The following is a 24701-nucleotide window of genomic DNA, read 5'->3' on the forward strand; positions in this document are numbered from 1 at the left end:
GTAGTAATTTCCGATGTTCGCAAGCAACTAATCTGGTTCTGGAGCGTCCAATTAAGATGAGCCCCGGCTTTGGTCTCCAAAGGACCGGCACATGAATGTATAATTTTTAACTAAATCGCATGAAGTATGTATTACTATTAGCCGTTGCGGGTAGCCTGTTTTTCGCTACGCCTGCCTCGGCCGATGTGAGGATGTATTCCTTACAAGACACCCTTTCCAAAAAGCAACCTGACACCACCAAGGTAGTGCCGCCCGACAGTACAAAGACGGCCGCCGCCGACTCGGCAAAGAAAAAAAAGGATGAAAAGCCAACCATTGACGAAAAGATTAAATCGAGCAAGAAAATCGATGGACTTTTTACGTTGTACCAGGATACCGCTAACGCCAGTTTGCAGCTTTACCTGACGAAAGAACAGCTGGATAAGAATTTTATTTATCAGAGTTTTTCCATGGGTGGCCCTACGGCGCTATACCTCAACCAGAATATGATCCGGGATACGTGGCTGTTCAGTATCCGTAAGCATAACGACAAGATCGAGTTCCTGCAGCAGAACACGGCATTTTATTACGATCCGGACAACCCGGTGAGTAAGGCGGCCAATGCGGACGTGGCGGAAACGATATTCCATTCGGAAAAGATCGCCGCGTCGGATAGCGCTGGTTACCTCATTCCGATCGATGGCCTGTTTATCAGCAACAAACTGGATGCGGTAAAACCAGTGATGCCTCCGGGTACGCCGCCTACCGTATTCAATCTAGGTAACCTGAGCACCGGAAAATCGAGCTATGATACCATACGTTCTTTCCCGAAAAATACGGATGTGGTGGTGAGACTGACCTATGAGAACCCAGCACCGATGAGCGGCGGCGGAAAGGATATCACGGATGCACGTTACGTGACGGTGAAGATGCAGCACTCGTTTTTGGAAGTACCGCAGAATAGCTACCGGGCGCGGCGGGACGATCCAAGGGTGGGCTACTTCGGTGCACAGGTGGATGACCTAACGTCAATATCGCCCACGCCTTACCGCGATTTCATCAGCCGCTGGCATTTGGAAAAGAAAAATCCGAATGCCCGGATAACCGAGCCCGTGGAGCCGATTATATTTTGGATAGAAAATACCACACCGCTGGAATATCGGCCCATTATCAAGGAAGCAGGTGAGAAATGGAACGAGGCATTTGAAGCTGCGGGATTCAAAAATGCCATCGTGATGAAGCAGATGCCGGATGACGTAGACTGGGATCCGGCGGATATCGCCTACAACGTAATCCGCTGGAAATCGTCGGCTAGCCCAAGTTACGGAGCAATCGGCCCCAGCTTCTTCAATCCATTGACAGGGCAGATCTTGGGCGCGGATATCACCGTGGAGTGGAAATCAGGTGCCGGCACACCGGTAATGGATGACCTGTTCAACGGCAGCAATGCGATGACGGCGTCGTTGCCTTGGGAAGATCCAGCACAGGCGGTGGCGCCACAGGTGGATTATATACACCATTCGCAGATAAACCGCATGGCACTTTGTAATATGGCAAACGAACTGAGCATGCAGTACCAAACCGGACTGGTTGCGGTAGAAACCTTGGACGCGAGCTCCAGTGATGCCGGCAGAGCCGAAACCGTAAGGGAGATGCACAAGCAATTCCTGTACTACCTGATCATGCATGAAATGGGACATACCTTGGGGTTGAACCACAACATGCGGGCAAGCCAGATGCTAAGTCCCGAGCAATTGCACGATACGAAGCTGACGCGCAAAATCGGCCTGCAAGGATCGGTAATGGACTATCCGGCCATCAATGTGAGCCGAGACCGTAGCAAACAAGGCGACTACTACACCACCAAGGCCGGTCCCTATGACATTTGGGCAATTGAATATGGTTATACGCCTTTCACTCCAGCGGAGGAAGAAAGAGGGCTGACCAGGATATTGAGCAAGAGTACAGACCCGCAGCTTGCTTTCGGAAACGATGCGGATGATATGCGCAGCCCCGGCAAAGCCATCGATCCGCGGGTGAACGTAAACGATCATTCCAATGACATGATGGCCTATGGTGAGGAACGCTTCTTATTGGTAAACGATATGATGCCGAAATTGAAGAGTCGCTTCAGTCGTCCCAATCAAGGGTATCAGGAATTGCTCCAGCGCTATAGCCAATTGAACAGCCAGCGGTTTAGTATGGCGGCAGCGATCAGCCGTTACATTGGGGGCGTGTATGTGGATCGCAGTTTCGTAGGGCAAGAAACAGACATACAGCCGTATACCCCTGTACCACTAGCAACCCAGAAGAAAGCAATGGAATTGCTGGGTAACTATGTTTTTGCGCCTGATGCATTCAAGGAAGATTACGCATTGTTTCCGTATTTACAGCCACAGCGAAGGGGTTTTAATTTCTTCAGCGGTACGGAAGATTACAAACCGCAGAATACATTCAGGTCGCTACAGGTAAGCACGCTTTCGCATATCCTGCATCCAACCACGCTTTCGCGTATTAACAACAGCAGTTTATATGGAAATGAATACTCCGTAGCTGAGGTGATGAAGGATTTAACGGAAACTATTTTTGATGCAGATTTGGGTGGAAGCGTCGACCTTGTTAGGCAGAACCTACAAACCGATTATGTGACTGCGCTAAGCGGTATCTTGGAGGCTAAAACAGGTTATGACCATGCGAGTAAGGCGGCTGCGTTGGCAACCCTCGCCGATCTCAAAACTAAATTGGGTGACGCTGCTTCAGGCTCGGACGCCCAAACGGACGCCCATCGCAAGAACCTACTGTTCATGATAGCGAAGGCCCTGTCGGTAGATAAGTCTTAGCGTAGGTTAACGTGTTTTTAATACCTATGACCTGCCCACCATAGTAAGGTGTGGGCAGGTTTTTTTTGGTTGATTATTAGTCGGTTGTGTTTAATCGTGATAAAAATATTAGTTTGATGTGACGTGATATATCAAAAGATATTATCTTTGTGTTGTCAAATTCATTGTTAAACTTAAATCTCAAATCATGGAAAACAAGCCAATAACCTTAAGCCAAGTACATTTCAGGTATTTGAATGCGGGAGAGACGGAGAATCCATTCAGCTTCGTAAACGAGTTTTGTGTGCAGGAGACTGAACTTTGTTATCTCAGGCAGGATATCTTGGACCTACTGAAGACGGCTTATTCCTACAAGGAAGAGTTTTATGCTGGAGTCAGCAAAAGTTTTGGTTACAACCAAATACAGATCATCAAGGTAATTGAGATTCTTTTTGTTTTGCATTGTACCGATTTGGATTTGAAACCAGGCAACGTGCGAAGTTATGAAAACGACTATAACTGCCTAAACCGCGAGGAGAAGAATGATGTCCGGGTGTTTCTGGATGATTTTTTCACCTTCCATAGCCTAGACGAGTGGCGAGCGCTTATGGATGATTTGTTGATCTACGCTTATAAGGAAGGCGATGAGGGATTATTTAATTATGTAGACGAGCCGTTCAAGACGATCGGTTATTTTGAAAAGTTAGCCGAAGCAATTTTCCTTGTATACGAAATCCAGCATTTGAAGGAGAGTTACCCAAAAGCAAGTGTCGACCCAAGAGCAGATGTTTGAGAATAATCGATATCTTTTTGTATCTTTATCCAGTCACCGATACCAATTCCCTACCGCTAAGTGCTTCATATATACACTGCAGGTGTCTGCTTAAGACCACGTCCGTACCTTATTCGTCATGAGTTAAAGAAGAAACCGTAGTGAATCCATAATGAGTCCGAGGATTTACCGTAAAAAGTCGGACTCACCTCGGACTCATGTCGGACTCACCTTGGACTCACTGCAAATAATGTCTTATCCTTGTACTTATTAGTTACGAAGCGTTTGTTAGTAAAATTCGGAGGTCGTTAGGTTATTCCTATAACTAGTCAAAGTTAAAGCAAATGTTTGTTTGTTATCAACAAACAATCTGCTTTAATTGGGAGGTTTTTTTGATTCAATGCGTATACCCATGTGAGCCGAACGATATCCATTTCTATTTAGGTAAATTATGTGCCTAATGTATAAACGGTACGCTAGCCATTATGCTAGTTGTTATTCTTTTTTATAGGATTGTAAAGATTGGTTCACGAAATCGCCTTTAGGGCGCTTTTTAGAGATGAATAACGTATTTTTGGATTACACAGGCGCTCATGCCTTGAATTTCTGCCTCCCTTGCATCGAAAGAACAGAACGTAGCTAATTAATGGTGAAAGCTGAAAAGCAAGATTAGGTAGATGCCTGAATTTGTATGTTTCACCTCATTAATTATATACCTATGAAACTTTTACAACACCGTCCTCTTTTTTTACATTCCTGTGCTTTTGTAGCCGTTTGTTTATTTGTGAGCTGTAAACGAGACATCCCCATACCACCGACAGATGAACTGCGCAACATTACGTTTAAGCTATCTGGTTTTGAAGCTGAAATCTCGCCGCTATCGGATGCGCAATCAACGGCCCGTTTAGCCCTTGGTGTTCCGAAGCGGGGAATGCAGGCGCTTCGTAATATCGAGCCCGGTTTGGAGCCGCAGTATCTGTATTATTGGTCGTTCAATGAAGAGACGTTGGAGCCGCATATCGCCGTGGACGAGGTGGGAGCGGGGATAGCGTTTGTTGGAAAAAATACGGAACCGGATTTTGTTGGCGGGTTCGGGCTCGCTCCTGTTGAAGCGGGCAGGGCATTGAGTATAACGGGTGCAAAATCCTTGGAAATCAGTCTTCCTATGCAGGAGATTGAATCGCTTACGGCTTTCGACTTCGACATAAGTAGTTCAGGTACCGGGCCGAAAGATTTTTCACTTTCGTATTCCGTGGATGATGGTAATACTTATGAAGTGCTTAGCGCAACTAACCCGTTTGGCACCTCGACACGTGATCGATACTCATTTGACATCAGTTCTTTTCCGCAATTTATCGGCATCGGGATGTTAAAACTGAAGTTTGAGTTTTTTGCTGGCGACCGGGGGGAGGGTAGTGATTACAATGAAAATACGGGTACTTTAAAACTTGACAACATCCGCGTCTCTGGCGTATACAATACGGAAGTCGAACCTGGAGATCCCACCATACCCAGCACGTTGCACTATTACATTTTCTCGGCTGCAGACGGTAGCGTAATCCAACAACAATCAATGGCGATGGACGTGCTTGGTGAAGACGGTACGCTGGATGTGAAGCTGGCTGAGGGGCGATACGATGTGTTGTTTTTGGCGTATCGATCCGATAAGGGAGTCCTATTGCCTGAAGACCTGACGAATGCCAATGCGTATTATTTTGGCCAGCACTTTGATGACCACCGTGCCGTCACCTATTCGGTGCTACTGGAAGATGTGGAGGTAGCCGGATCGGATGCGGTTGAAACGGCGACGTTGACCAGGTGTTACAGCCGCGTGGAATTCGACTTTACAGACTTGTCAACCGATTTGCAGGCCGTCAAGAAAATTGTGGTGACGAGAGGGCACGACAACTACCTGTATACCCCATTTGGTACTCCGGCGAATTTGCCGATGTCCGATGCACAATCCATCACATTCAGTGGGTTTGACAGACCAGCGGACTATCAGATAGCCTTGAATCAGTTTTTCGGCCCGCTAGACGGCACAAAAAATGTCAGCTACGAGCTAACCGCCTATGGTGAAGGGGACGTTGTACTCAACACGGTGACGATATCGCAAGACATGGGGAACAATGTCCGCCTTCGGCTCTCGGGTCGTTTGCTGGGGAATTCGGGCACGATCAATGGCTTTGCGGTGGCACTTGATACGGATTGGGGTGAGGTTTTGGATCGGGAGTTTTGATCTAGAACGCTTCGCTTAACGAAAGGTAGAAGCCGCCTTGGCGTTTTTCGCCCGGGCGCTGCTCACCGAAACCATAGTCAAGCCTTATGCTGCTGTTGTGCTCCAGGTCGAAGAAATATCGGAGTCCGCCGCCAAAAGATGGTACGAAACGTGCATGGGCCAACCCGTGGCTAAATGTGGAGCCGGTGCCGACGAAGCCGGCCATCCCTACCCTTGGATGGAACCGGTAGCGAAGCTCACTTTGTGCAGCCAGTAAACTACGATCGCGATAACGCCCGGTATAATAACCGCGCATCATCATATCGCCGCCCAACTCTTGGTAGACATAAAAGGGGATTCGGTTGCCGAATGACGTTTTATAGTGGGCATTCAAACCCAATGTAAGTGTGCCGCTCAGTGGAAAGAACCCCCGCAGGTCGATATCCACTACGCTTCCCTGGAAATTACTGCCGCCACCGAATCCCGGTGAATACATGTACTTTGCCCGCGCATAGTATCCGTCGGTGGTATACGTATTGCGGTTCCGGGTATCAAACAGCTGGGAGAACCCGAAAAGGAGGTGATACCCGCCCCGTTGTCCATAGGGGGAAGCGTTTTCGAATATACCGCCGGCTTCCTTATCGGAAAAAGCGAAACGCTCATACGCCATGTTGAGTCCGGCATAATAGTTGGCAGCTACGCGGCGCTCGCCTTCGAGGCGTATACGGATCAATTGCATAAGCACGACATCCTCATCCTGCGCGGCCGTTTCGTTGCCTAGGCCATAAAAATTGAAAGGGAAATTGCGGAAACGAAGTTCGCTGATATAGTGGTATCGATTACCGGTAGTCCAGATATCGGATTCCAGTTTGATGTTGGTCTGCCGCTCGGTGGTAAATGTGCCGATAAACGTGACGTTGGACGTGCGGATTGTGGAGTCGGCCTTGTTGAGGTAAAAATTGTAGACACCGGCCAAGCCAAATTCCAATCCCGTTTCTTGGGCATAGCCCAATGCGGGGACCACCACAAAGCCCGCCGAGCGGGTACTGTCCTTTTCGGAAGAAATGAACCGTTTGATGAGCTTGTGTTCCCAGATGCTCTTCCGTTCCTGGGCAAAGCCCGACAGCACCGTGCCGCCGATAACTAAACAAAAAAGACAACGTAATATTACTCCCATAGCACAATTAATGCGGACGAAGATACGGATTAGTGGTGGAAAGCAATGCCCGACAAGGGTAGCTGATGAAGCTGTTGTAGATTTTTGTAAATAATTTTTGTATTAAACCAAGTTTGTATATCTTTGCAGTCCCTAAGAAAACGGGGTGTTTTTTGAAGATTTGCCTCCTTAGCTCAGCTGGTAGAGCAACTGACTTGTAATCAGTAGGTCGCTGGTTCGATCCCGGCAGGGGGCTCTAAGTTGGGGGGATTCCAGAGCGGTCAAATGGGACGGACTGTAAATCCGTTGCTTCGGCTTCGAAGGTTCGAATCCTTCTCCCCCCACACAAAGCGGAAGTAGCTCAATTGGTAGAGCGATAGCCTTCCAAGCTATAGGTTGCGGGTTCGAGACCCGTCTTCCGCTCATAATGTGTTGAAAAATACTCCGTCAGCCCATCAAGTTGGTGAATTGGCGGAGATTTGGATTGTAGGCACAAAGCCGATGTAGCTCAGCGGTAGAGCACTTCCTTGGTAAGGAAGAGGTCATGGGTTCAAGTCCCATCATTGGCTCGTAAGGGTAACATAAGGTTAACATTCATACAATTAAAATTTTAAATTACTAATTCGCATACAACATGGCAAAAGAGAAATTTGACCGCAGTAAGCCGCACTTAAACATTGGTACGATCGGTCACGTTGACCACGGTAAGACAACCACTACTGCTGCAATTACAAAAGTATTGGCAGATAAGGGACTTTCTGAAGTCCGTTCTTTTGATTCGATTGACTCCGCTCCAGAAGAAAAAGAGCGTGGTATCACCATTAATACATCGCACGTAGAATACCAAACAGCAAACCGTCACTATGCACACGTTGATTGCCCCGGTCACGCCGACTATGTAAAGAACATGGTTACGGGTGCTGCCCAAATGGACGGTGCTATCATCGTAGTAGCCGCTACTGACGGTCCCATGCCCCAAACTCGCGAGCACATCCTATTGGCTCGTCAGGTAGGTGTACCTGCATTGGTCGTATTCATGAATAAAGTGGATTTGGTAGACGATCCCGAGTTGTTGGACTTGGTAGAAATGGAAATCCGTGAGTTGTTGTCATTCTACGAATACCCTGGTGATGATATCCCTGTAGTTCGCGGTTCTGCCCTTGGTGGTCTGAATGGTGAGCCTCAGTGGGTAGACAAAATCATGGAATTGATGGATGCTGTAGATAACTACATCCCAATTCCTCCACGGTTGACAGAGCTTCCGTTCCTGATGCCTGTGGAAGACGTATTCTCTATCACTGGCCGTGGAACAGTGGCTACCGGTCGTATTGAGCGTGGTGTGATCAATTCCGGAGATCAGGTTGATATTTTGGGAATGGGTGCCGAGAACCTGAAATCTACCGTTACGGGTGTGGAAATGTTCCGTAAGATATTGGATCGTGGCGAAGCTGGTGACAACGTAGGTTTGTTGTTGCGTGGTATCGAAAAGACCGATATCCGTCGGGGCATGGTAATCTGCAAGCCAGGTTCGGTAACGCCACACACACAATTCAAAGCTGAAGTGTACGTTTTGTCGAAAGCAGAAGGTGGACGTCACACGCCGTTCTTCAACAAATACCGTCCGCAGTTCTATTTCCGCACCACAGACGTAACGGGCGAAATCTCGCTTCCTGATGGGGTAGAGATGGTAATGCCTGGTGATAACGTGACGATTACTGTTGAGCTGATCAACGCTATTGCAATGGAGAAAGGCCTTCGTTTCGCTATCCGTGAGGGTGGTAGGACAGTAGGTGCCGGACAGGTAACTGAAATCATTAAATAATTGCAATTCTTTGGGATTGCGATTCCAACCGATTAGCTAATCAGTGAATGCGCTGATTAGCTAATCGTGTCTAATACATGATTTAAACACGGGCATAGTTCAATGGTAGAATAGAGGTCTCCAAAACCTTTGATCTGGGTTCGAATCCTGGTGCCCGTGCTAATTATCGACAGAACATGGCAAACGTACTTGAATTTATAAAAGACTCCTATACCGAGATGAGCCAAAAGGTTACTTGGCCCACTTGGTCTCAGCTGCAGAGTTCTGCTATTGTGGTATTGGTAGCGTCTATCATCATCGCATTGCTTATTTTTGCGATGGATAAAGCATCGAGTAACGTGCTGGAATTGTTCTATAACATTGGGTCTTAAGACGGGAAAGAAGAAATGGCAGATCAAGCGCTGAAATGGTATGTTGTACGGGCTGTAAGTGGTAAGGAAAAGAAGGTAAAGCAGTATATTGAGGCTGAGATAAATCGATTGGGTATCAATCATCTTGTTCCTCAGGTGCTGATTCCGATGGAGAAATATTACCAGATGCGCGATGGCAAGAAAGTGGCTAAAGAGCGTAATTTCTACCCAGGGTATGTGTTATTGGAAGCTGCATTGGATGGTGAACTGGAGCACGTCATCAAAAATATCAATAGTGTTGTTGGCTTTTTGGGTGATAAATCGGGCAATCCGATTCCGTTGCGTCCGGCCGAGATTAATCGAATCTTGGGTAAAGTAGACGAAATGTCCGGACAGGGCGAACTCGTAAATGTACCTTTCTACGTTGGTGAATTGGTGAAGGTGAACGATGGTCCGTTCAATGGATTTACCGGTGAGATTGAGGAAGTGAACGAAGAGAAAAAGAAATTGAAAGTGATGGTGAAGGTCTTTGGCCGCAAGACACCATTGGAATTGAATTATATACAAGTGGAGAAGGAGTGATGGAGGCCGCCTGGATAGGATGAGCCTTTATTTTTTCATTTTGCTTTATATTTGAAAAAAAATTGTACCTTTGCACTCCATTTTGGGGTGCGTTTGCAATTAAAGCGATAAGCGCTTCAAAATCTAAATGTTACGTTAAATGCTTCCAACTTACTAACAAACATTTATTAATTAAATTCAAGATCGAGAAATGGCAAAAGAAGTCAGTGCGTTAGTAAAATTACAAGTGAAGGGCGGCGCTGCGAATCCATCGCCTCCAGTTGGGCCCGCATTGGGCGCAAAGGGGGTCAATATCATGGAGTTTTGCAAGCAGTTCAATGCACGTACCCAAGACAAGCCTGGTAAGGTATTGCCCGTTGTCATTACCGTGTACAGCGACAAATCGTTCGATTTTATCATTAAAACCCCTCCCGTTGCCATACAATTGATGGAGGTATCGGGCATAAAGGGGGGCTCGGGTGAGCCTAACCGTAATAAGGTTGGTTCGGTAACTTGGGAACAAGTAGAGACCATTGCCAATGATAAGATGACTGATTTGAATGCGTTCACGCTGGAGTCAGCCATGCGCATGGTGGCCGGAACGGCACGTAGTATGGGTATTACCGTGAACGGTAGTGCGCCCTGGAATAATTAATTAACGAAATCAGTTTAAGAAAGTGGCAAGATTAACAAAAAATCAAAAATCGGCACTATCCAAGATTGAAATTGGTAAAGCATACTCTTTGCAAGAGGCTTCCGCCTTGGTGAAGGATATTACCAATGCCAAGTTTGACGCTTCGGTGGATATTGATGTGCGCCTCGGCGTGGATCCCCGAAAGGCAAACCAAATGGTACGTGGTATCGCTACATTGCCACATGGCACGGGTAAAACCGTTCGCGTATTGGTGCTTTGTACTCCTGATAAGGAGGAAGAAGCCAAAGCTGCGGGAGCAGACCATGTGGGATTGGACGACTACATCAGTAAGATCGAAGGTGGGTGGACCGACATTGATATCATTATTACCATGCCCAGTGTGATGGCGAAGGTGGGTAAGTTGGGCCGCATATTAGGGCCACGTAACTTGATGCCTAACCCTAAAACAGGTACGGTAACGACCGATATCGGTAAGGCGGTGACTGAAGTGAAGGCAGGTAAAATTGATTTCAAGGTTGATAAGACCGGAATCATCCATACATCCGTCGGCAAAGCGTCTTTTTCTCCGGAAAAAATTTATGAGAACGCATTGGAGGTGTTACAGACAATCTCCAAATTGAAGCCTTCGGCTGCTAAAGGTACGTATTTCAAAAGCATTTACCTATCTTCTACCATGAGTCCGGGTATCCATGTTGAAACTAAATCAGTAGCGGGAATTTAATCATGAAAAGAGAAGAAAAACAAGAAATTGTTAAAGCTTTGGCTGAGCAGATTAAATCGTACGGTAATTTTTATATTACCGACACTGCTGATTTGACTGTGGCTAAGATCAATGGCATCCGTCGTAAGTGCTTTGATAGGGGCATCGCGATCCAGGTAGTAAAGAACACCTTGATTCAAAAGGCACTTGTTGAGGCCGGTGTGGATTCAGAAGACCTGCTCGGCATACTGAAAGGGTCGTCTACGATGCTGTTTTCGGAAACAGGTAACGCGCCGGCTAAATTGATCAAGGAGCTTCGGAAAGAAGGCGATAAGCCGGTACTGAAGGGTGCCTATATCGATGCGGCCGTTTTTATCGGCGACAATCAAGTTGACACGCTGAGCAAGCTCAAATCTAAAAATGAGCTCATCGGTGACATCATTGGTCTGTTGCAGTCACCTGCCAAGAATGTTGTTTCTGCACTCCAGTCTGGAGGCAATACATTGGCCGGATTGGTTAAGACGTTACAAGAAAGAGGTTAAATGGGTTCCTCCAATCAAAACACCCAAAGGATTGTTAATAGTTTTTTAAAAAGTAAATTCAAAAATTAAAAATAAAATGGCAGATTTAAAAGCGTTTGCTGAGCAGTTGGTAAACTTGACAGTAAAGGAAGTTAACGAGTTAGCTCAAATCTTGAAAGACGAGTACGGTATTGAGCCTGCTGCTGCAGCTGTTGCTGTTGCCGGTCCGGCTGCTGGCGGTGATGCACCTGCCGCTGCTGAAGAGAAAACTTCTTTCGACGTGATTTTGAAAGAAGCTGGCGGTCAGAAATTAGCCGTGGTTAAGTTGGTTAAGGATTTGACTGGTCTCGGCCTGAAAGAAGCGAAAGACTTGGTTGACGGAGCACCTAAAGAAATCAAGACAGGTGTTGCGAAAGACGAAGCTGAGGCTTTGAAGAAACAACTTGAAGAAGCAGGAGCAGTTGTTGAGATCAACTAATTCAGATCATACAACGTACCTGAATGGGTTAGACTCTGACGTGGATTTCGTCAGAGTCTATCCCTGTTTATGACTTTTCCTCTTACCATCATATCCACGCTGTATATGGATGCCTCACACGGCAAAAACAGCATCAAAAGTGCAGTTTAAATAGTTAAACTAAAATCTTATTCCCTTGGCAAACAAAAGTATTCAAAAAGAAAGAGTGAATTTTGCAAGCAGCAAAAAGGTAATCGATTACCCCGATTTTCTGGATGTGCAATTGGAATCTTTCAGGGAGTTTTTTCAGCTCGAAACAACTTCAGACAACCGCCACCAGGAAGGGCTGTTTAAGGTATTTTCCGAAAACTTTCCTATTTCTGATTCAAGGAACATTTTCGTACTTGAGTTTTTGGATTATTTCATTGATCCACCGCGTTATGGTATCCAGGAGTGTATCGAACGCGGGCTGACTTATAGCGTCCCCCTGAAGGCGAAACTTCGCCTTTCCTGTAATGATGAGGAACATGAGGATTTCGAAACCATCGTGCAGGATGTTTATTTGGGGACTATTCCTTACATGACCCCGAAAGGGACCTTTGTGATCAACGGCGCTGAGCGTGTCATCGTTTCGCAACTGCACCGTTCGCCGGGTGTGTTTTTTGGCCAAAGCCGCCACACCAATGGCACGAAGTTGTATTCGGCTCGGGTTATCCCGTTTAAAGGGTCGTGGATTGAATTCGCTACGGACGTAAACAACGTGATGTATGCGTATATAGACCGTAAAAAGAAGTTTCCGGTAACCACGCTTTTGCGCGCAATCGGCTATGATTCCGACAAGGATATCTTGGAATTGTTTGAATTAGCTGATGAGGTAAAAGTGAGCAAATCCGGACTCAAGAAATATGTAGGCCGTAAGCTGGCCGCAAGGGTATTAAAGAAATGGATAGAGGACTTCGTAGATGAAGATACCGGTGAAGTGGTTTCCATAGACCGCAATGAGGTGATATTGGAGCGTGAAACGGTATTGGAAGACGATCACATTGATCTGATCATTGACGCGGGCGTGAAATCCATCATTCTGACGAAAGAAGATGCGGCCAACAATGCCGACTATTCCATCATCTACAATACCTTGCAAAAGGATACGTCAAATTCGGAGAAAGAGGCTGTAGAACACATCTATCGCCAGTTGCGTAATGCCGAACCACCCGATGAGGAAACGGCTCGTGGCATCATCGAGCGCTTGTTCTTCTCCGACAAACGATATGATCTTGGTGATGTAGGCCGATACCGTATCAACCGCAAGTTGAAGTTGGGTACGCCGGACGAAACCAAGGTGCTCACCCGGGAGGATATCATCGCGATCGTGAAGTACTTGATTAACCTCATTAACTCGCGTGCGGAAGTCGACGATATCGACCACTTGTCTAACCGTCGGGTACGTACCGTCGGAGAGCAGCTTTATTCGCAGTTTGGGGTAGGGTTATCACGTATGGCCCGTACCATCCGTGAACGGATGAATATCCGGGATAACGAGGTGTTTACGCCTACCGATTTGATCAATGCACGCACCTTATCGTCTGTGATCAATTCGTTCTTTGGTACAAACCAGCTGTCGCAGTTTATGGACCAAACCAATCCGTTGGCGGAGATCACGCATAAGCGCAGGCTATCGGCGTTAGGACCCGGCGGCCTTTCACGTGAACGCGCGGGCTTTGAGGTGCGCGACGTGCATTATACACACTATGGCCGACTATGTACCATCGAAACGCCGGAAGGTCCCAACATCGGTCTGATTTCTTCGCTGTGTGTACACGCGAAAATCAATAACCTTGGCTTTATTGAAACACCATACCGGAAAGTTGATGAAGGGCGGGTTGTGGTTGAAGAACCGGTGATTTACCTTTCTGCCGAGGATGAAGATGGCAAAACCATCGCTCAGGCTAACGCCGAGTACGATGATAAAGGGAATTTTATTACGCCGAAAGTGAAGGCGAGATTTGAAGGTGACTTCCCGGTTATTGAGCCGGAGAAGCTGGACCTGATGGACATCGCGCCAAACCAGATCACCTCCATCGCAGCATCCTTAATTCCTTTCCTGGAGCATGATGATGCAAACCGTGCCCTGATGGGGTCAAACATGCAGCGTCAAGCGGTGCCATTATTGCGGCCGGAGGCTCCGGTTGTAGGTACGGGCTTGGAAGGAAGGGTTGCTCGTGACTCGCGTACGTTGATCAACGCGGAAGCGAACGGTGTAGTGGAATATGTAGATGCGAATGAAATCAAAATCCGTTACGAACGTAATGATGATGAACGGTTGGTATCGTTTGACGACGACGTGAAGACTTATCGGCTCATCAAGTTCAAGAAAACGAACCAAAGTACATGCATCAACCTGAAGCCCATTGTCAAAAAAGGGCAAAAGGTGGAGAAGGGGCAGGTGTTGTGCGAAGGTTATGCGACCCAGAATGGGGAGTTGGCATTAGGACGAAACCTGAAAGTGGCGTTCATGCCATGGCAAGGGTTCAACTTCGAGGATGCGATCGTGATTTCGGAGCGGGTGGTTAGCCAGGATATTTTCACTTCACTGCATATTGAAGAGTTTGAGCTGGAAGTGCGCGATACGAAGCGCGGCGAGGAGGAATTGACCGCTGATATTCCTAACGTTTCCGAGGAAGCCACCAAGGATTTGGATGAAAATGGTATCATCCGCGTGGGCGCCGAGGTTCGTGACGGCGATATCCTGATCGGTAAGATTACACCCAAAGGCGAATCAGACCCTTCGCCTGAGGAAAAGTTGCTGCGTGCAATCTTTGGCGATAAGGCCGGTGACGTAAAGGATGCTTCGTTGAAAACCCCACCGTCTATCAATGGCGTGGTGATTGATACCAAACTGTTTTCGCGGGCAAAGAAGGTAGCCAAGGAAGAAGAGAAGAAAGCCCTCGATCAATTGGATACCCAGCACGCAAAAGCGTTGAAAGTGCTGAAGGATAAGCTGGTCGATAAGTTATTTACGATCGTAAACGGCAAGACTTCTCAGGGGATTTACAATGTCTACAAGGAGCTGTTGGTACCCAAGGGAGCTAAGTTCACGCAGAAAATCCTGACGGATCTGGAATATGTAAATGTCAATCCTACCGGATGGACTACCGACGAGGATAAGAACGAGCTAATCAAGCAGGCGCTCCATTTCTATAACATTAAGCTCAATGAGGAGCTCGGTGCCTATAAGCGGGATAAGTTTGCCATTAGTGTGGGTGACGAACTGCCTTCGGGCATTGTACAAATGGCCAAAGTATTCATTGCGAAGAAGCGTAAGCTCAAAGTAGGGGATAAGATGGCCGGCCGCCACGGAAATAAAGGTATCGTGGCGCGGATTGTGCGTGACGAAGACATGCCGTTCCTGGAAGACGGAACGCCGGTAGATATTGTGCTGAATCCACTGGGTGTGCCTTCGCGGATGAACCTTGGCCAGATCTACGAAACGGTACTGGGCTGGGCCGGGCAAAAGCTTGGGGTTAAATTCGCAACGCCGATTTTCGATGGTGCATCCACCGAAGAAGTAGAAGGCTGGGTGGAAAAAGCCGAGCTTCCCGAATCTGGACGGACCTACCTATACAATGGTTTGACAGGAGAACGTTTCGACCAACCGACTACGGTGGGTGTGATCTATATGTTGAAACTGGGTCACATGGTAGACGATAAGATGCATGCACGTTCCATCGGGCCGTATTCACTCATCACCCAGCAACCGCTTGGTGGTAAGGCGCAATTCGGTGGACAACGTTTTGGTGAGATGGAAGTGTGGGCTTTGGAAGCATTCGGTGCTTCAAATATCCTCCAAGAAATCCTGACCGTCAAGTCTGACGATGTGGTGGGCAGGGCCAAGACGTATGAATCCATTGTCAAGGGCAATAACTTGCCGACACCATCCGTGCCCGAATCGTTCAATGTACTCGTGCATGAGTTGCGTGGTTTAGGTTTGGATATCACGTTGGATTAATCAAGCATAGCGCTTTAACTTTAGAAACGAAAGTATGTCTTACAAAAAGGATAACAAGATAAAAAGCAACTTCACCTCCATTACCATCAGCTTGGCGTCTCCCGAGACCATTCTCGAGCGCTCCAGCGGTGAAGTCGTGAAACCGGAAACAATCAACTACCGGACATACAAACCGGAGCGTGATGGTTTGTTCTGCGAACGTATTTTTGGTCCAGTAAAGGACTATGAATGCCATTGCGGTAAGTACAAACGCATCCGGTACAAAGGCATTGTATGCGATCGCTGCGGCGTGGAGGTAACGGAAAAGAAGGTGCGCCGTGAGCGTATGGGCCATATCAGCTTGGTTGTGCCCGTAGCACATATTTGGTACTTCCGTTCGTTGCCAAACAAGATTGGCTACTTGCTGGGCTTGCCCACCAAAAAGCTCGATATGATCATCTATTACGAACGGTATGCGGTGATCCAAGCTGGCGTGAAGGAAGAAGACGGCATCCAATACATGGACTTCCTGACGGAAGAGGAGTACTTGGATATTCTGGATACCCTGCCGAAAGAAAATCAGTTCCTTGATGATACCGATCCGCAGAAATTCATCGCCAAGATGGGTGCGGAGGCGTTGGAGGAGCTATTGAAACGTCTCAATTTGGATCAACTTTCTTATGATCTGCGCCACCAAGCTGCCAACGAAACATCGCAGCAGCGGAAGAATGAAGCCCTGAAACGGTTGCAGGTAGTGGAGGCGTTCCGTGGTTCCCGGGATCGGATCGAGAACCGTCCAGAATGGATGGTTGTGAAAATCGTGCCGATTATCCCGCCTGAATTGCGGCCATTGGTGCCCTTAGAGGGCGGACGTTTTGCCACTTCGGACTTAAATGATTTGTATCGCCGTGTGATCATCCGCAACAACCGGTTGAAACGCTTGATGGAAATCAAGGCGCCAGAAGTGATTCTCCGCAATGAAAAACGGATGTTGCAGGAAGCGGTAGATTCCCTTTTTGATAACTCCCGGAAGGTGAATGCTGTGAAAACAGAAGGTAACCGGGCATTGAAATCGCTTTCGGATATCCTGAAGGGCAAGCAAGGCCGTTTCCGCCAAAACCTATTGGGTAAACGGGTAGACTACTCCGCGCGCTCGGTCATTGTGGTTGGCCCTAACTTGAAATTACATGAATGCGGCCTACCGAAAGATATGGCGGCCGAATTGTATAAGCCGTTTATCATCCGCAAGATGATTGAGCGAGGGATTGTGAAAACGGTAAAGTCCGCAAAAAAGATAGTGGACCGCAAAGACCCCGTTGTATGGGATATCCTTGAAAATGTGCTGAAGGGGCATCCGGTGTTACTTAACCGTGCACCTACGCTGCACCGTTTGGGTATTCAAGCATTTCAACCGACGCTTGTGGAAGGCAAGGCTATCCAACTCCATCCGCTAGTGTGTACAGCATTCAACGCTGACTTTGACGGTGACCAAATGGCGGTGCATCTGCCTTTGGGTCATGCAGCTATTTTGGAAGCGCAGATATTGATGCTTGCCTCACACAACATCCTCAACCCGGCAAATGGAACGCCGATTACCGTTCCTTCACAAGACATGGTACTGGGTCTGTATTACATGACCAAAGGCCGTAAGACGGATGAAACGCGGGTGATGAAAGGGGAAGGCATGACCTTCTATTCTCCCGAAGAGGTAATTATTGCGCATAACGAAAAGCAAATCGAGCTGCACTCCTTGATCAAGGTGAAAACCAAGGTGATGAGCAAGGATGGCAGTATTGAGGACCGCATCATTGAAACTACTGTAGGACGCGTGCTGTTCAACCAGGTTGTTCCCCAAGAGATTGGCTATGTCAACGAATTGCTGACAAAGAAGTCGTTGCGGGATACGATTGGCCAGGTGGTGAAAATCACCGGTATGGCGCGGGCCGCGAAGTTCCTCGACGATATCAAAGAGCTGGGTTTTCAAATGGCATTCAAGGGCGGTCTGTCTTTCAATCTGCAAGATTTGAACATCCCGGATGCGAAGGTTGACTTGATTGAGCAGGCTACGCGGGAAGTGGACGAGGTAATGAATAACTATAACATGGGTTTCATTACCAATAACGAACGCTATAACCAAATCATCGACATCTGGACGCGTATCAACAACCGGTTGACCGCGAATGTGATGGAAATCCTTTCGACCGACAATCAAGGGTTCAATTCCGTTTATATGATGCTCGATTCGGGAGCGCGCGGCTCCAAGGAGCAAATTCGCCAGCTCTGTGGGATGCGGGGACTGATGGCCAAGCCACAGAAATCCGGTTCGTCAGGTGGGGAGATCATCGAAAACCCGATCTTGTCGAACTTCAAGGAAGGGCTATCTGTATTGGAATACTTCATCTCTACGCACGGTGCACGTAAGGGTCTTGCCGATACGGCATTGAAGACAGCCGATGCAGGTTACCTGACCCGGCGTTTGCATGATGTGGCCCAGGATATGATCGTTGTGGATAGCGATTGCGGTGGATTGAGAGGCGTGTACACTACGGCGCTGAAAGATAATGAAGACATCATCGAACCGTTGTATGATCGTATACTCGGCCGCGTTTCCCTGCATGACGTTTTTGATCCGATAACCGGTGATCAGCTGGTCGCTGCCGATCAGGATATTGATGAGGAAATCGCCTCGAAAATCGAGCACTCTGCAGTAGAGGGTTTGGAAATCCGCTCGGTATTAACCTGTGAGAGCAAGCGCGGTGTTTGTGCACTTTGCTACGGCCGTAACCTAGCAACCGGTAAGCGGGTGCAAAAAGGTGAAGCTGTGGGTGTTATTGCAGCACAATCCATCGGTGAGCCGGGCACGCAGCTTACACTCCGTACGTTCCACGTAGGTGGTACGGCGTCTAACATTGCAGCGGAATCGCAGATATTGGCGAAGTTTGACGGTGTCGTTGAATTGGAAAATATCCGCTCGGTACCGCATGTTGGAGAAGAAGGCCCTGACCAAGTGGTTATTGGCCGCTCAGGTGAGTTCCGGATTGTCGACCCGGAATCGCGGAAGGTGTTGATGACCAATAATATCCCTTATGGTTCGTACCTTTATATCAATGCCGGGGACACGGTAACCAAAGGACAGCGTATTTGTTCTTGGGATCCTTATAATGCCGTGATTATCTCCGAGTTTGGTGGTAAAGTGGAATTTGAAGCCATTATCGAAGGAGTAACATTCCGGGAGGAATCTGACGAACAGACCGGACACCGTGAAAAGGTGATCATCGATACGCGTGATAAAACGAAGAACCCGGCTATCAAGATTGTGGATAGCAAGGGTGCTGTGATCCGGACGTATAACATTCCCGTGGGGGCACACGTTTCGGTGAATGATGGTATTGCGGTCAAGGAAGGTGTAATCCTCGCCAAAATACCCCGTTCGACAGGCAAGACGCGAGATATCACGGGAGGTTTACCACGTGTTACAGAATTGTTTGAAGCGCGCAATCCATCTAATCCGGCGGTAGTGACGGAGATAGACGGCGTGGTGACGTTAGGTGGTGTGAAGCGTGGTAACCGCGAAATATCCATTGAATCGCGCGACGGGCAAATCAAGAAATACCTGGTTCCGTTGTCCAAGCATATCCTTGTACAGGACAATGACTTTGTAAAAGCGGGCATGCCGTTGTCTGACGGATCTATTTCCCCTGCTGATATTTTGAATATCAAGGGCCCATCTGCGGTACAGGAATATCTCGTGAACGGCATACAGGAAGTTTACCGCTTACAGGGGGTGAAGATCAACGATAAGCACTTCGAAACCATCGTACATCAAATGATGCAGAAGGTGGAAATCGAAGACCCGGGCGATACGCGGTTCTTGGAACGGGAGGCGGTAAACAGGTGGGATTTCGTAGCAGAGAACGACGATATTTTCGACAAGAAAGTGGTCGTAGAGGCCGGAGATTCCAACGAGTTGAAGCCCGGACAGATTGTTTCACTACGCAAATTGCGGGATGTAAATTCCGGTTTGAAGCGTCGTGACCTCAAATTGGTAGAAGTGCGGGATGCAATACCTGCCACATCCAGTCCGCTGTTGCAAGGGATTACCCGAGCATCGTTAGGTACCAAGTCATTTATTTCTGCGGCATCGTTCCAGGAAACGACGAAGGTGTTGAACGAAGCTGCCATAGCAGGTAAGCGAGACAATCTACTTGGTTTGAAGGAGAACGTCATCGTAGGCCACCTGATTCCTTCTGGAACGGGCTTGCGTGATTACGAGGGCATTATTGTGGGTTCTCAAGAAGAATATGATCAACTGTTGGCTTCGAAAGAGGAAGATTAGTTGGTGGTCGGCAAGCTGTAATAGGTTGCTGATAAAATAGGTTAAACCGCCAGGTATTTCTGCCTGGCGGTTTTTTTATTGATGTTCGCTTCTCTAAGTTTGTTGTATCTTTGCACCACTATGGGTACCCTCTTGGACATCGGACAAAAGCCTTATAATCATTACGGCGCTTACCTGCGTGCTAAATACGAAGGTAAGCGTGTATTCAAGATCATTGTAGATGGCAACTTTACCTGCCCCAACCGTGATGGTAGTAAGGGGTTCGGTGGATGTTCATATTGCAACGTTGATTCGTTTACCCCCGACTCCGCCCGTAGGCAACCGGATATCCGGGAGCAGGTAGAAGAAGGCATCAAGCGTGCCGTAAACGGGTATGGAGCTGAGAAATTCGTGATTTATTTCCAACCTAATACCAATACGTACGCGCCTGCCCATTACCTCAAAGCACTTTATGATGAGGCGCTAAGCGTCGCCCCCGAGCACGTAGTCGGATTGTCAGTCGGCACTAGGCCCGATTGCATCGATGCGGAGAAGGTGGCTTTACTGGAGAGCTATGCTGATCGTTATGATGTCGACTTAGAGATGGGGATGGAATCCATTTATAACGACACACTCAATCGGATAAATCGGGGTTGCTCGCACGAAGAATTGGTAAATGCCCTTGGACTGGTGGCCGATAGTCCGCTGGATATCTGCGTGCATACCATATTTGGATTTCCTTGGGAAACCAAAGATATGATGCTACGATATGCCGATGAAATCAACCGTTTCCCACAGATCAAATTCGTCAAACTGCACCATCTCCATATCGTTGAAGGCTCCATTATGGGAGTCCAATACAAGCGGGAGCCGTTTCATGTGTTCAGTTTGGAAGAGTACACAGATTTCCTCTGCGAGTTTATCCCGTTGCTGCGCACTGATATCGTGATCCAGCGACTTTTTGGACTGGCGGACCAAGAGTTGTTAATTGCTCCCAATTGGGGTAAGGGAAAGTCAGCAATCCAGACCTATATTGATAAAGAATTGGAACGGCGGGAAGCTTATCAGGGGAGTAAGATTCCGTTCAGATCTGCTGGTGAATAAAAGACAGATTTAAGTGTTTTCCGATCCTCCGTACGGAACACCAAATAATGGCCGTCGGCCTCCTCATAAAAACAGGGAACTCCCTTCTGCTGGTAGTGAGCAACGGTTGCGTCGGCTTCTTCAATGGTTTTGCATGCTTTGCTCATATTGGAACGTTGCACCTCGTCGAAAAGCTGTGCAAATTTGTCCGCCAATCCGAATTCCAGCACAGCACCGGATAAAACGTATTGCAGATCGCATAATGCATCAGCAATTTCCGTAATGTCGTTGTCTTTTATCGCTTCTTCGAGCTCTTTGAGTTCTTCAGCCAGCAAAGCCACCCGTAACCGACAGCGCTTCTCGTCGGGTATTGACGGATGCTGTAGGATGGGATGTTTAAATGTTTTGTGAAACTCGGCGACAGCCGTCAACGTTTTGGGATCCGTCATTTTATGATATTGAAAAGCTAAAAGTAAAAACTATTTGATAAAATGCTTGAGTTGGATGATTTCCTTTTCCTCCAGGTAACGCCAGCGCCCACGGGTAAGGTCCTTTTTGGTCAGGTTTGCATAGACTACCCGATCCAATTTAACGACATCGTAGCCCAGATGCTCAAAGATACGCCGTACAATGCGGTTTTTCCCGCTATGGATTTGAATGCCGATTTCGCGTTTACTTCCACCTTGCACATAACTTAATGTGTCGGGTTTCACAAACCCATCTTCCAACTCCAATCCGAAGGTAATCTTATTAAAGTCACCTTGTGTTAGATTTTTGTCCAACTCTACATTGTATATCTTGACTACGTTATTGCGTGGATGGGATAGCCTTTCGGCAAGATTGCCGTCATTCGTTAGTAACAGCAATCCGGTGGTGTTGCGGTCAAGCCTGCCCACGGGGTAAATCCGTTCCCTAGTAGCTTTGGTCACCAACTGCATGACTGTACGTCTTTCCTGGGGGTCGTCTGTGGTTGTGATGTAATCTTTCGGCTTATTTAATAGTACATATACCATCTTTTCGCGCTTCAAACGCTCGCCGTTGTAACGGACTTCATCCTTAGCGGGATCTACTTTTACACCCAATTCGGTGATGACCTGACCATTTACGGTAACGACGCCCGCTTCGATCAATTCATCGGCCTTGCGTCTTGAACAGACACCGGCATTGGCTATGTATCTGTTGAGCCGAATGAGCCCATCATCCTGTGGTGTATTCCAAGTGGCTGGTTTAGGGCGGATATCGGTACGCTCCCGTCGTTTCTTTGTTGGATCAAAAGGCTTGCCGCCGAACCCGCGATTCTCTCTGCTGTATGGTTTATCTTTGCCGTAGGGAGGTTTTTGACCGCTTCTTTTGTGGGCACTATCCCGGTCGGGGTTACTGGATTGTTCGGAACCTCGGCGCTTTTCGCCGAAATTGCCTGATTTGGTATTAGGTTGTCGCTTGTCGTTACCCGGTGTGTCATGGCTACGAAACTTGCCTTCCTTGGGATTTGAAAAGCTGGAGGTTGATTTTCGTGTGCGTCTGGATTTGTCGTCGCGACTGTTCCTTTTGTTACTAAATGGCATGATTTTTTACCGTAAGAAATATGAGTTGCAAAGGTAGTCAAAAATACGGGTTAATTGGTTGCAGCATTGGTTTTTTACATAAAGATAACCGAAAAAGGTACGTTAAATAATGTTAAAAATCAAGCGTCATTTGTGTAACTATTTGTGAATTAACAATATAATTTTTACTTTTGTCGCCAGCTTTTTGGATCAAGCAATTGTGGTGTACTTTTTAATAGCCCATACATTGCAGAAAAGGGTTTAAATGATAAAAAAACAACTGCTCTGTTGTAGTGCGGTTTTATTACTGGTGTTGCTTTCAAAGCTGTACACGTATCACGTGTCGGCCAGTGGGGTACCAGCTTATGCAGAGGCACATGATACCCTATCCCAAGGGGGGCCGATGCGAGCAGATATAAGCGATATCCGCAACACTCCGTATTTTGCGTCTTTGAGTTTTGCTGACGAGAACTTGCCTTTGGGCGATCGGCAAATCGAGCTTAAGATGATGCGCTACCTCCGAGAATACTCATACGCCAAACGGCGTTCGCATTTATTGCATCGCAAAGCATTGAATGCTTTACCTAAGGTGGCGGCCATCTTGCGCGCCCATGGGATTCCTGAAGACTTCAAGTACATTCCGTTGGTTGAAAGCGGCTTTACCAGTGGCACCACTTCGCATCGGGGCGCATCGGGTTATTGGCAATTTATGCCAAGTACAGCAATGGCTTTTGGACTACGGGTAGACGGGGTTGTAGATGAACGTCAGCATATTGAAAAGTCGACGGTGGCTGCAGCGAAATACATCAAGGCATTGTATAGGGAGTTTAATAGTTGGACTCTGGTTGCTGCCGCGTTTAACATTGGCGAAGGCAATCTTCAACGAGCCATTAACAGGCAGCGTGAAGATAACTACTTCAGGCTGAAACTCAACAAAGAGACCGGGAGCTACGTCTATAAGCTTATCTCCGTCAAGGAAATCATCGAACATCCCAATTTGCACGGTTATCGTAGGAGCCAGGAACTTCTGGCGGATGCGGGAACCACCGAATCCCAGACGAATAGGTTATAGTTATCTCATTATATCCTGTAGCGACCTTACCGAAGGTCAACGATCTCCATTCCGGGATAGTTGGCTTGTTTGAATACGAATTTGTCGCCGGCAATTTGGGGATTGGTTTTCGTATTCTTGATAGCATAAACGTATTTATTTCCACCCTTGTCAAAAATCGTCACGTCATTTATCAGGAGGGTACGTTCATTAACACGTAGCTTGATTTTGAAATATGGGGCACGGGTGTTTTCTGGAGTAAGCTCTACTACCTGTAATTGATTATTGCCAACCCGTTCGTTGGGAGCCGCGACATATTTATAGCCTTTATTATAAAACGAAAAGATATTGACCGGAGAGATGGCGTCTGAAGATTGGTCTGCTTCGGTTACTTGCACTTCTCCCTCTTCTTTGAGAACCATCCATTGCGTTTTTCCATCGCTGATCAGATCCTGACTGTTCATCGTAATGTGATATTTACCAGCTGATGTCGCCATATAAATCGTGCCGGATTCCGTATGGTCTGTTTGCTGTGGTTGCTGGATGGTGATGGTAAAGTCAGCTTGAACGGTTTTATAACCTTCATACGTCTCACTAACCTTATCGAGCAGTGATTTAGCGGCCGGATCGGTTTGCGCACGTCCTTGCAATGAAAAGCCCAATAGGATCGGGAGCAGTAGTTGGACAATGTATATGGACTTAATCATTTTTTA

Annotated in this window: 18 protein-coding genes and 5 tRNA genes; 19 read left to right on the forward strand and 4 right to left on the reverse strand. The window is 47.4% G+C overall.

The window, feature by feature from the left end:
* Positions 1-119: 119 nt before the first annotated feature.
* From IEV98_RS07185 to IEV98_RS07195, 3 genes are all read left to right on the forward strand, one after another.
* Positions 120-2819 (forward strand): zinc-dependent metalloprotease, encoded by a 2700-nt coding sequence (locus IEV98_RS07185; protein WP_229738614.1) that lies wholly within the window; start codon positions 120-122, stop codon positions 2817-2819.
* 187 nt (positions 2820-3006) lie between these two features.
* The gene (locus tag IEV98_RS07190; RefSeq protein WP_188505195.1) at positions 3007-3591 is read left to right on the forward strand and encodes a hypothetical protein; all 585 of its coding nucleotides are present in this window, start codon (positions 3007-3009) and stop codon (positions 3589-3591) included.
* 763 nt (positions 3592-4354) lie between these two features.
* On the forward strand, positions 4355-5809 hold the full coding sequence (locus tag IEV98_RS07195; RefSeq protein ID WP_188505196.1) for a hypothetical protein: 1455 nt from the start codon (positions 4355-4357) through the stop codon (positions 5807-5809).
* 1 nt (position 5810) lies between these two features.
* Here the strand turns inward: IEV98_RS07195 and IEV98_RS07200 are convergent, their stop codons facing one another.
* The gene (locus IEV98_RS07200) at positions 5811-6965 is read right to left on the reverse strand and encodes a BamA/TamA family outer membrane protein (protein WP_188505197.1); all 1155 of its coding nucleotides are present in this window, start codon (positions 6963-6965) and stop codon (positions 5811-5813) included.
* A 162-nt stretch (positions 6966-7127) separates the two neighbouring features.
* On the opposite strand from IEV98_RS07200, the gene IEV98_RS07205 reads away from it, so the two are divergent.
* The 15 genes from IEV98_RS07205 to mnmL all read left to right on the forward strand — a co-directional run bounded on the left by IEV98_RS07205 (position 7128) and on the right by mnmL (position 21414).
* Positions 7128-7200 (forward strand) — tRNA-Thr (locus IEV98_RS07205).
* A gap of 7 nt (positions 7201-7207) precedes the next feature.
* A tRNA-Tyr gene (locus IEV98_RS07210) sits at positions 7208-7288 on the forward strand.
* 6 nt (positions 7289-7294) lie between these two features.
* Positions 7295-7367, forward strand: a tRNA-Gly gene (locus IEV98_RS07215).
* 74 nt (positions 7368-7441) lie between these two features.
* Positions 7442-7513 (forward strand) — tRNA-Thr (locus IEV98_RS07220).
* A 65-nt stretch (positions 7514-7578) separates the two neighbouring features.
* Positions 7579-8766 carry an elongation factor Tu gene (gene tuf / locus IEV98_RS07225; protein WP_188505198.1) on the forward strand — a complete coding sequence of 396 codons (1188 nt, stop codon included), beginning with the start codon at positions 7579-7581 and terminating at the stop codon, positions 8764-8766.
* Positions 8767-8854: 88 nt separating this feature from the next.
* Positions 8855-8925: transfer RNA gene (locus IEV98_RS07230), tRNA-Trp, on the forward strand.
* 17 nt (positions 8926-8942) lie between these two features.
* On the forward strand, positions 8943-9137 hold the full coding sequence (secE, locus tag IEV98_RS07235; RefSeq protein WP_188505199.1) for a preprotein translocase subunit SecE: 195 nt from the start codon (positions 8943-8945) through the stop codon (positions 9135-9137).
* A 15-nt stretch (positions 9138-9152) separates the two neighbouring features.
* A complete protein-coding gene (gene nusG / locus IEV98_RS07240) occupies positions 9153-9698 on the forward strand; it encodes a transcription termination/antitermination protein NusG (protein WP_188505200.1) in 546 nt (181 codons plus the stop codon).
* A gap of 190 nt (positions 9699-9888) precedes the next feature.
* Positions 9889-10332 carry a 50S ribosomal protein L11 gene (gene rplK, locus IEV98_RS07245; protein WP_188505201.1) on the forward strand — a complete coding sequence of 148 codons (444 nt, stop codon included), beginning with the start codon at positions 9889-9891 and terminating at the stop codon, positions 10330-10332.
* 22 nt (positions 10333-10354) lie between these two features.
* Complete coding sequence (gene rplA / locus IEV98_RS07250; RefSeq protein WP_188505202.1) at positions 10355-11053, forward strand: 50S ribosomal protein L1; 699 nt, start codon at positions 10355-10357, stop codon at positions 11051-11053.
* A 2-nt stretch (positions 11054-11055) separates the two neighbouring features.
* Positions 11056-11574: a 50S ribosomal protein L10 gene (gene rplJ, locus IEV98_RS07255; protein ID WP_188505203.1), complete on the forward strand. Its 519-nt coding sequence runs from the start codon at positions 11056-11058 to the stop codon at positions 11572-11574.
* Positions 11575-11650: 76 nt separating this feature from the next.
* Positions 11651-12031 carry a 50S ribosomal protein L7/L12 gene (gene rplL / locus IEV98_RS07260; protein WP_188505204.1) on the forward strand — a complete coding sequence of 127 codons (381 nt, stop codon included), beginning with the start codon at positions 11651-11653 and terminating at the stop codon, positions 12029-12031.
* A gap of 175 nt (positions 12032-12206) precedes the next feature.
* The gene (gene rpoB / locus IEV98_RS07265) at positions 12207-16016 is read left to right on the forward strand and encodes a DNA-directed RNA polymerase subunit beta (protein ID WP_188505205.1); all 3810 of its coding nucleotides are present in this window, start codon (positions 12207-12209) and stop codon (positions 16014-16016) included.
* A gap of 34 nt (positions 16017-16050) precedes the next feature.
* The gene (gene rpoC, locus IEV98_RS07270; protein ID WP_188505206.1) at positions 16051-20331 is read left to right on the forward strand and encodes a DNA-directed RNA polymerase subunit beta'; all 4281 of its coding nucleotides are present in this window, start codon (positions 16051-16053) and stop codon (positions 20329-20331) included.
* Between the two features lie 120 nt (positions 20332-20451).
* Positions 20452-21414 (forward strand): tRNA modification radical SAM protein MnmL/YtqA, encoded by a 963-nt coding sequence (gene mnmL, locus IEV98_RS07275; protein ID WP_188505207.1) that lies wholly within the window; start codon positions 20452-20454, stop codon positions 21412-21414.
* On the opposite strand, the gene IEV98_RS07280 is transcribed toward mnmL, so the two are convergent.
* Both IEV98_RS07280 and IEV98_RS07285 read right to left on the reverse strand, forming a co-directional pair.
* Positions 21375-21842, reverse strand: a complete 468-nt coding sequence (locus IEV98_RS07280) for a pyrophosphohydrolase domain-containing protein (RefSeq protein ID WP_188505208.1) — start codon at positions 21840-21842, stop codon at positions 21375-21377. The genes mnmL and IEV98_RS07280 overlap by 40 nt on opposite strands.
* Before the next feature lie 30 nt (positions 21843-21872).
* Positions 21873-22958 carry a pseudouridine synthase gene (locus IEV98_RS07285; RefSeq protein WP_188505209.1) on the reverse strand — a complete coding sequence of 362 codons (1086 nt, stop codon included), beginning with the start codon at positions 22956-22958 and terminating at the stop codon, positions 21873-21875.
* Positions 22959-23202: 244 nt separating this feature from the next.
* Between IEV98_RS07285 and IEV98_RS07290 the strand changes: the two genes are divergently transcribed.
* Positions 23203-24009, forward strand: a complete 807-nt coding sequence (locus IEV98_RS07290) for a lytic transglycosylase domain-containing protein (protein ID WP_188505210.1) — start codon at positions 23203-23205, stop codon at positions 24007-24009.
* Between the two features lie 26 nt (positions 24010-24035).
* On the opposite strand, the gene lolA1 is transcribed toward IEV98_RS07290, so the two are convergent.
* Positions 24036-24695 (reverse strand): outer membrane lipoprotein periplasmic chaperone LolA1, encoded by a 660-nt coding sequence (lolA1, locus tag IEV98_RS07295; RefSeq protein WP_188505211.1) that lies wholly within the window; start codon positions 24693-24695, stop codon positions 24036-24038.
* Positions 24696-24701: the final 6 nt, after the last annotated feature.

The organism is Parapedobacter pyrenivorans, from assembly GCF_014636865.1.
GTDB lineage: Bacteria > Bacteroidota > Bacteroidia > Sphingobacteriales > Sphingobacteriaceae > Parapedobacter > Parapedobacter pyrenivorans.

Excerpts from the sequence above, each read along its gene's own strand:
- IEV98_RS07185 (WP_229738614.1), top strand. The coding sequence starts at position 120 with ATGAAGTATGTATTACTATTAGCCGTTGCGGGTAGCCTGTTTTTCGCT.
- IEV98_RS07190 (WP_188505195.1), top strand. The coding sequence starts at position 3,007 with ATGGAAAACAAGCCAATAACCTTAAGCCAAGTACATTTCAGGTATTTG.
- IEV98_RS07200 (WP_188505197.1), bottom strand. The coding sequence starts at position 6,965 with ATGGGAGTAATATTACGTTGTCTTTTTTGTTTAGTTATCGGCGGCACG.
- tuf (WP_188505198.1), top strand. The coding sequence starts at position 7,579 with ATGGCAAAAGAGAAATTTGACCGCAGTAAGCCGCACTTAAACATTGGT.
- secE (WP_188505199.1), top strand. The coding sequence starts at position 8,943 with ATGGCAAACGTACTTGAATTTATAAAAGACTCCTATACCGAGATGAGC.
- nusG (WP_188505200.1), top strand. The coding sequence starts at position 9,153 with ATGGCAGATCAAGCGCTGAAATGGTATGTTGTACGGGCTGTAAGTGGT.
- rplK (WP_188505201.1), top strand. The coding sequence starts at position 9,889 with ATGGCAAAAGAAGTCAGTGCGTTAGTAAAATTACAAGTGAAGGGCGGC.
- rplJ (WP_188505203.1), top strand. The coding sequence starts at position 11,056 with ATGAAAAGAGAAGAAAAACAAGAAATTGTTAAAGCTTTGGCTGAGCAG.
- rplL (WP_188505204.1), top strand. The coding sequence starts at position 11,651 with ATGGCAGATTTAAAAGCGTTTGCTGAGCAGTTGGTAAACTTGACAGTA.
- rpoC (WP_188505206.1), top strand. The coding sequence starts at position 16,051 with ATGTCTTACAAAAAGGATAACAAGATAAAAAGCAACTTCACCTCCATT.
- mnmL (WP_188505207.1), top strand. The coding sequence starts at position 20,452 with ATGGGTACCCTCTTGGACATCGGACAAAAGCCTTATAATCATTACGGC.
- IEV98_RS07280 (WP_188505208.1), bottom strand. The coding sequence starts at position 21,842 with ATGACGGATCCCAAAACGTTGACGGCTGTCGCCGAGTTTCACAAAACA.
- IEV98_RS07285 (WP_188505209.1), bottom strand. The coding sequence starts at position 22,958 with ATGCCATTTAGTAACAAAAGGAACAGTCGCGACGACAAATCCAGACGC.
- IEV98_RS07290 (WP_188505210.1), top strand. The coding sequence starts at position 23,203 with ATGATAAAAAAACAACTGCTCTGTTGTAGTGCGGTTTTATTACTGGTG.
- lolA1 (WP_188505211.1), bottom strand. The coding sequence starts at position 24,695 with ATGATTAAGTCCATATACATTGTCCAACTACTGCTCCCGATCCTATTG.